Origin of the sequence: Acinetobacter stercoris, from assembly GCF_900323515.1 — a bacterium.
In the GTDB taxonomy this organism is placed as follows: Bacteria; Pseudomonadota; Gammaproteobacteria; order Pseudomonadales; family Moraxellaceae; genus Acinetobacter; species Acinetobacter stercoris.
Genome location: NZ_OOGT01000241.1, coordinates 1 through 5417, shown reverse-complemented (window position 1 = coordinate 5417; position 5417 = coordinate 1). Strand labels below are relative to the sequence as shown.

The 5417-nt window shown below is 37.7% G+C and carries 5 protein-coding genes; 4 read left to right on the top strand and 1 reads right to left on the bottom strand.

The window, feature by feature from the left end:
* The first annotated feature begins 93 nt into the window (after positions 1 to 93).
* From rph to KPC_RS20485, 4 genes are all read left to right on the top strand, one after another.
* On the top strand, positions 94 to 810 hold the full coding sequence (gene rph, locus KPC_RS17555; RefSeq protein ID WP_121975629.1) for a ribonuclease PH: 717 nt from the start codon (positions 94 to 96) through the stop codon (positions 808 to 810).
* A gap of 135 nt (positions 811 to 945) precedes the next feature.
* On the top strand, positions 946 to 1107 hold the full coding sequence (locus KPC_RS20490) for a hypothetical protein (protein ID WP_171334537.1): 162 nt from the start codon (positions 946 to 948) through the stop codon (positions 1105 to 1107).
* Between the two features lie 19 nt (positions 1108 to 1126).
* Positions 1127 to 3298 (top strand): phosphocholine-specific phospholipase C, encoded by a 2172-nt coding sequence (locus tag KPC_RS17550; protein WP_121975628.1) that lies wholly within the window; start codon positions 1127 to 1129, stop codon positions 3296 to 3298.
* 204 nt (positions 3299 to 3502) lie between these two features.
* Positions 3503 to 3676, top strand: a complete 174-nt coding sequence (locus tag KPC_RS20485) for an ABZJ_00068 family colistin stress protein (protein ID WP_171334536.1) — start codon at positions 3503 to 3505, stop codon at positions 3674 to 3676.
* Positions 3677 to 3682: 6 nt separating this feature from the next.
* On the opposite strand, the gene KPC_RS17545 is transcribed toward KPC_RS20485, so the two are convergent.
* Positions 3683 to 5417 (bottom strand): LTA synthase family protein (locus KPC_RS17545; RefSeq protein WP_146196660.1); only part of this gene is annotated, 1735 nt, incomplete at its 5' end.

Below are 5417 nucleotides of genomic sequence, written 5' to 3'. Positions count from 1 at the left end.
ACATAAATAGAAGCATTTATCGTCTTGCGACCTATGAAGATGCTTCTGTTATACTAGTCGCCAATAAATTTTAGCCACTCTATAGGAAGAATTATGCGTCTCGACCAACGTGCTTTAGACCAAATGCGTGATGTGAAAATTACCCGTAACTATACGCGTTATGCTGAAGGTTCTGTTTTGGTTGAATTTGGTCATACCAAAGTACTTTGTACTGCGAGTATTGATAATACTGTTCCACGGTTTTTAAAAGGTCAGGGTCAGGGGTGGGTAACTGCTGAATATGGAATGTTGCCACGTTCGACTCATACACGCAGTGATCGTGAAGCTGCACGTGGTAAACAAAGTGGTCGTACGCAAGAAATTCAACGTTTGATTGGACGAAGCCTTCGTGCAATGGTCGATTTGAAGAAACTTGGTGAAAATACTATCACGATTGACTGTGATGTGATTCAGGCAGATGGTGGTACACGTACAGCCTCTATTACAGGTGCTGCGGTTGCGCTTATTGATGCAATGAATGTGTTACTGGAACAAAAGAAAATTAAGCATGATCCTTTGAAAGGCTTGGTTGCTGCTATTTCTGTGGGTATGTACAAAGATGAAGTTTTACTTGATCTTTGCTATGAAGAAGACTCGAATTGTCAAACAGATTTGAATGTTGTAATGACTCAGGCAGGTGAGTTTATCGAGATTCAAGGTACTGCTGAAGATAAACCGTTTAATCGTGCTCAATGTAATGCCATGCTTGAACTTGCTGAAAAAGGCATTCAGGAACTGGTTAAAAAACAACAGGAAGCTTTAGGCTGGTAAGTTGTTTCGGATTCTTTAAACGCATCTTCGGATGCGTTTTTTTATTGTTATTTTCATTAAATTGCCATTAAAACATCACATAAATGTCACCCGAATTGTTTTGACTATATCGCACCTCATCATATGGATAGAGTAATGCGCCTTTTATTTTTAAGTTTTATCGTTTGTAGCGGTATTTTCCTCAGTGCTTGTAATGATGATAAAGATTCATCGACATCCACAGTAACACCTCCGACAGAACCAACATCTCCTGTTAAGCCACAACCACCAGCATGCAAAATTCACTGTGCACCATAATAAAAAAAGGATATAACAAATGAATCGTCGTGAATTTTTAGTAAATTCTACAAAAACAATGTTTGGTACCGCAGCAATTGCGAGTTTCCCTTTAAGTATTCAAAAAGCCTTAGCGATCGACGCCAAAGTGGAAACGGGGACGATCAAGGATGTTAAGCATGTTGTAATTTTGACTCAGGAAAACCGATCATTTGATCAGTATTTCGGTACTTTAAAAGGGGTTAGAGGTTTTGGGGATCGTTTTACCATTCCGTTATCCAATGGTCGTAAAGTGTGGGAACAATACGATGCGAGTAAAAACAAGGTTTATCCCTATCATCTGGACAGTTCACGTGGCAATGCACAACGCGTAAGCGGTACACCGCATTCATGGACAGATGGTCAGTTTGCCTGGGATCATGGACGTATGGGCAACTGGGTTCAATATAAAAATCCGCAGTCAATGGGATATTATAAAAAACAGGAAGTTGAATTTCAGTTTTCTTTAGCCAATGCCTTTACCATTTGTGATGCATATCATTGTGCAATGCATACAGGCACCAACTCAAATCGTATGTTTATCTGGACAGGGACTAATGGACCTACAGCGGCTGGGGTTGCCAGTGTTGTGAATGATCTGGATTCTTTGGGAACATCATCGGTTGGCTATGAATGGACAACTTACCCTGAGCGGCTTCAGCGGGCTGGAGTGACATGGAAAGTTTATCAAAATTTACCCGATAATTTTACCGATAACCCTTTAGCTGGTTTTAAACAGTACCGCAAAGCCAATGAACAGTCTGGTCAGTTACCGAATGCTCCTTATGATGAGCGTATCGATGCTATTCAACCTTTATATAAAGGGATCGCCAATACAATGCCTGATGGTGGTTTTTTAGGAACACTCAAAGAAGACATTGCCAAAGGACAATTGCCACAAGTGAGTTGGATCGTTGCTCCTGCAACATATAGTGAGCATCCTGGACCATCAAGCCCTGTGCAAGGTGCCTGGTATATTCAGGAGGTGTTAAATGCATTGACGGATAATCCTGATCTCTGGAGTCAAACTGTTTTCCTGATCAATTTTGATGAAAATGATGGTTTCTTTGACCATATCCCTTCACCAAGTGCGCCTTCTAAAGATGTGACAGGTGTAACGTATGGTAAGAGTACCTTGACTGATGAGCAAATGTCTTATGAATATGCAATTCATGGGAAGGCATCAGCAGGGCAGCCGAACTTTAGAGAGCCCAAAGTGAGTAATGGTATCGGTGTTTATGGTCCAGGAATTCGTGTACCAATGTATATCATTTCACCTTGGAGTCGTGGTGGTTATGTAAACTCTCAAGTCTTTGATCATTCTTCTGTAATCATGTTCCTGGAACAATGTTTTGGTGTCAAAGAGCCGAATATCAGCCCATATCGCCGTGCAGTATGTGGTGATTTAACATCAGCTTTTGATTTTAAAACCCCTAATCTGACAACATTACCTGCGTTGAATGGTAAGAAATCTAAAGCCGAAGCAGACGCAATTCGTAAAGCACAAGAAGGCTTGGCTCAGGTTATTCGACCTATCAGCCAAGTGTATCCAGTACAGGAGTCAGGTATTAGGCCTTCACGTGCTTTACCTTATGTTCTACATACCAGTGCTAAGCTCAATATCAAAGACAAAAAAGTGAAATTGATGTTTTCCAATACAGGAAAACAGGCAGCAGTTTTCCATGTATATAACAAGCTGAATTTAGATGCGATTCCACGCCGTTATATGGTTGAAGCAGGTAAACAACTGGATGATGACTGGGACACTATTGAAGACAAATATGATTTATGGGTTTTAGGTCCAAATGGTTACCACCGAGGGTTTACTGGCACTTTAAGCAAAGTCACGCAGACAGATGCTTTACCCGAAATCCGGGTTTGTGTAGAGGAGTGTGATCCTAAAATTTATTTAAAAGTACGCAATGATGGAGCTAAGACAGCAAAATTACGGGTTAAGGCAAATGCTTACTTGGCAAATCAAACATGGAGTATAGAAACAGCATCAATAGAAAAGGAACTCAGCTGGGATATGTCCGAGTTTGGTGGCTGGTATGATTTTACAGTCACGATTGACGGTGATTCGAGCTATAAACGTCGTTTTGCTGGGCGTGTTGAAGTGGGTAAAGATTCTATTTCTGATCCGTATATGGGATATGTTTCAGTTTCAAAATAAAGTGAGTTGAAAAGCATAGGGCGATATTCGCCCTATTTTATTGAAAATAATACAAGTAATAACAGTTTTAAGTTTCAGTTTAAATAAGTGATTCAAAAGATACATAAAACCAAAAATAAAATTGCATTGCTATACACAACATTCTCAAAAAGTGGAAAACGGGCCGTTAGACTAGGCTTTTATTTTTAGTGATGAGTGAAAAATATGAAAATATTGATCCTGCTATTTGCCATGATTACATTCATGATTATGTCGAGTGATCCTAGAGGAGATGATTCAAATATGGAAGCGAGATCATCTGAATCTAACGATAAAGATCAGCAACAAACAACTTTTATTGAAAAAAATCAGGATACCGATCAATCCTCATCTTCTTAAGCTCACTTAGCTGTGTTGGTGCAATATTTGATAACTAAAGTTTTTACCATTGATTGCATCCATATTCAGGTCTTTGTATTGATTTAATAATTCATCTTTATTCAGGTCACATTTTTTATTGACTTGAACACCTGTCTGGTGAATCGTGCTGTAGCAAGAGTTTACTTTCTCAATAAACTGATAATAGGGTGGAAGTGGTATGTGAGCCGCTTCTAATATCTTCGGTGCCAAGAAATGTGCAGGAACAAATGTACCTTTGAATTGATTTTTATCGATCGGGAAATTACTCCATACCGCTAAAGGTGTTTCAAAGAATTTCACATCTTTTTTCTCTGTTTTTTCTTGCTCAGATTTATAAAAACCGAAATCATCATAGACTTTTTGTAAATTTGGTAAATGATCACCAAAGAAAATCACAATTGTCGGACGTTTCATTTTACTAATATCTTTTAGCAGTGCGGAATAATGCTCATCAGCGCGTTTCATACCAGATAGAAAAGTATTTAGTGCACGTTTACTTGAATTACTGACATCTTTTTTAATCTTAAAGTTGTTTGCACCAAAACGATCATCGTTATACATCGGATGATTTTCTACAGTAATGGCATAAATAAACTGAGGCTGATCGGCATTTTGCAGTTGTTGACGGATGCTATCATAGATTAAATCATCATTTGTCCAACCTGCCTGATTAATAAATTTTCCACGATCAGCAGCAGTGGTCATATTTTCAATCGAGGTAAAACGATTAAAGCCCATATTTTGATAAACACTGCTACGATTATAAAAATATTTACCATTATTGTGCATTGCTGTTGTGTCATAACCTAAGGTATTCAAATACATAGGCAATGAATAAGTTGGGCGTTTCAATTTCGAAACATACAACAGTTCATTATGATTTAAAAATACATTGAGACTGGTCAGAACCTCAAATTCAACATTGGCTGTACCACCGCCAAAACTTGGTGAAAGAAGTGTAGAAACCTGATCTCGATTGATGTTTGGGGTGACATTTTTAGGCAGACTTTTATCCAGTTTTGTAGCATCCCAATGTGATTCACTCATAATGAAAATAATATTAGGTAGTTCATCTGGATGAGCTTTGTTTTGTTGTGTTTCATTTTCGGGGAAAATTGCCTGAATTTTATCTTCAGGAATATTTTGAGATTTAAAAACTTTATTATTTAAACTATCCACTGATTTTGAAAAGAAAAAAGTGGTATAGCCTAAGTGTTTGATACTTAAATGATCACCAACCCAGTCTCCACGTGTATTTGGTAAAGATGTCCTATATTGGCAAACCAGAGCAGTTTTGTTGCTGTCACAATACTGACCAAAATTATTGGTAAAATTAGCAGAAATAAAGAAACTGAGTATAGCAACTGACAAAATGGCATTAGGAATCATCAGCCATCTGGTTTCGGAGTTTTCTTTTCTATAAAGATAGATTGTGAAAATGACGAACACAGTAATACCGATGAGAACGACTGATTTTAGTAGAAATGGAGCAGCAATAAAGGTTTCTTTAATCAGTAAAAAGTCACTTGGTGTCAAGCTGGCAGAAAGATATTGTTCTTTCTTGATATTAATAAAACTGAGTAAAAAAAATAAAAACTGGCTAAAAACAATGGTAATAAAGGTTTTTCTTAAAAATAAATAAAACAGAGAAATCAAAGCATAATTAATAAAAACAGCAAAAAACAGTTTAAACACGCGCATGCGTACATAGCTTTCAGGT

Bases quoted from the DNA above. Each gene is read 5' to 3' on its own strand.
- KPC_RS20485 (WP_171334536.1), top strand. From the start codon at position 3,503: ATGAAAATATTGATCCTGCTATTTGCCATGATTACATTCATGATTATG.
- KPC_RS20490 (WP_171334537.1), top strand. From the start codon at position 946: ATGCGCCTTTTATTTTTAAGTTTTATCGTTTGTAGCGGTATTTTCCTC.
- rph (WP_121975629.1), top strand. From the start codon at position 94: ATGCGTCTCGACCAACGTGCTTTAGACCAAATGCGTGATGTGAAAATT.
- KPC_RS17550 (WP_121975628.1), top strand. From the start codon at position 1,127: ATGAATCGTCGTGAATTTTTAGTAAATTCTACAAAAACAATGTTTGGT.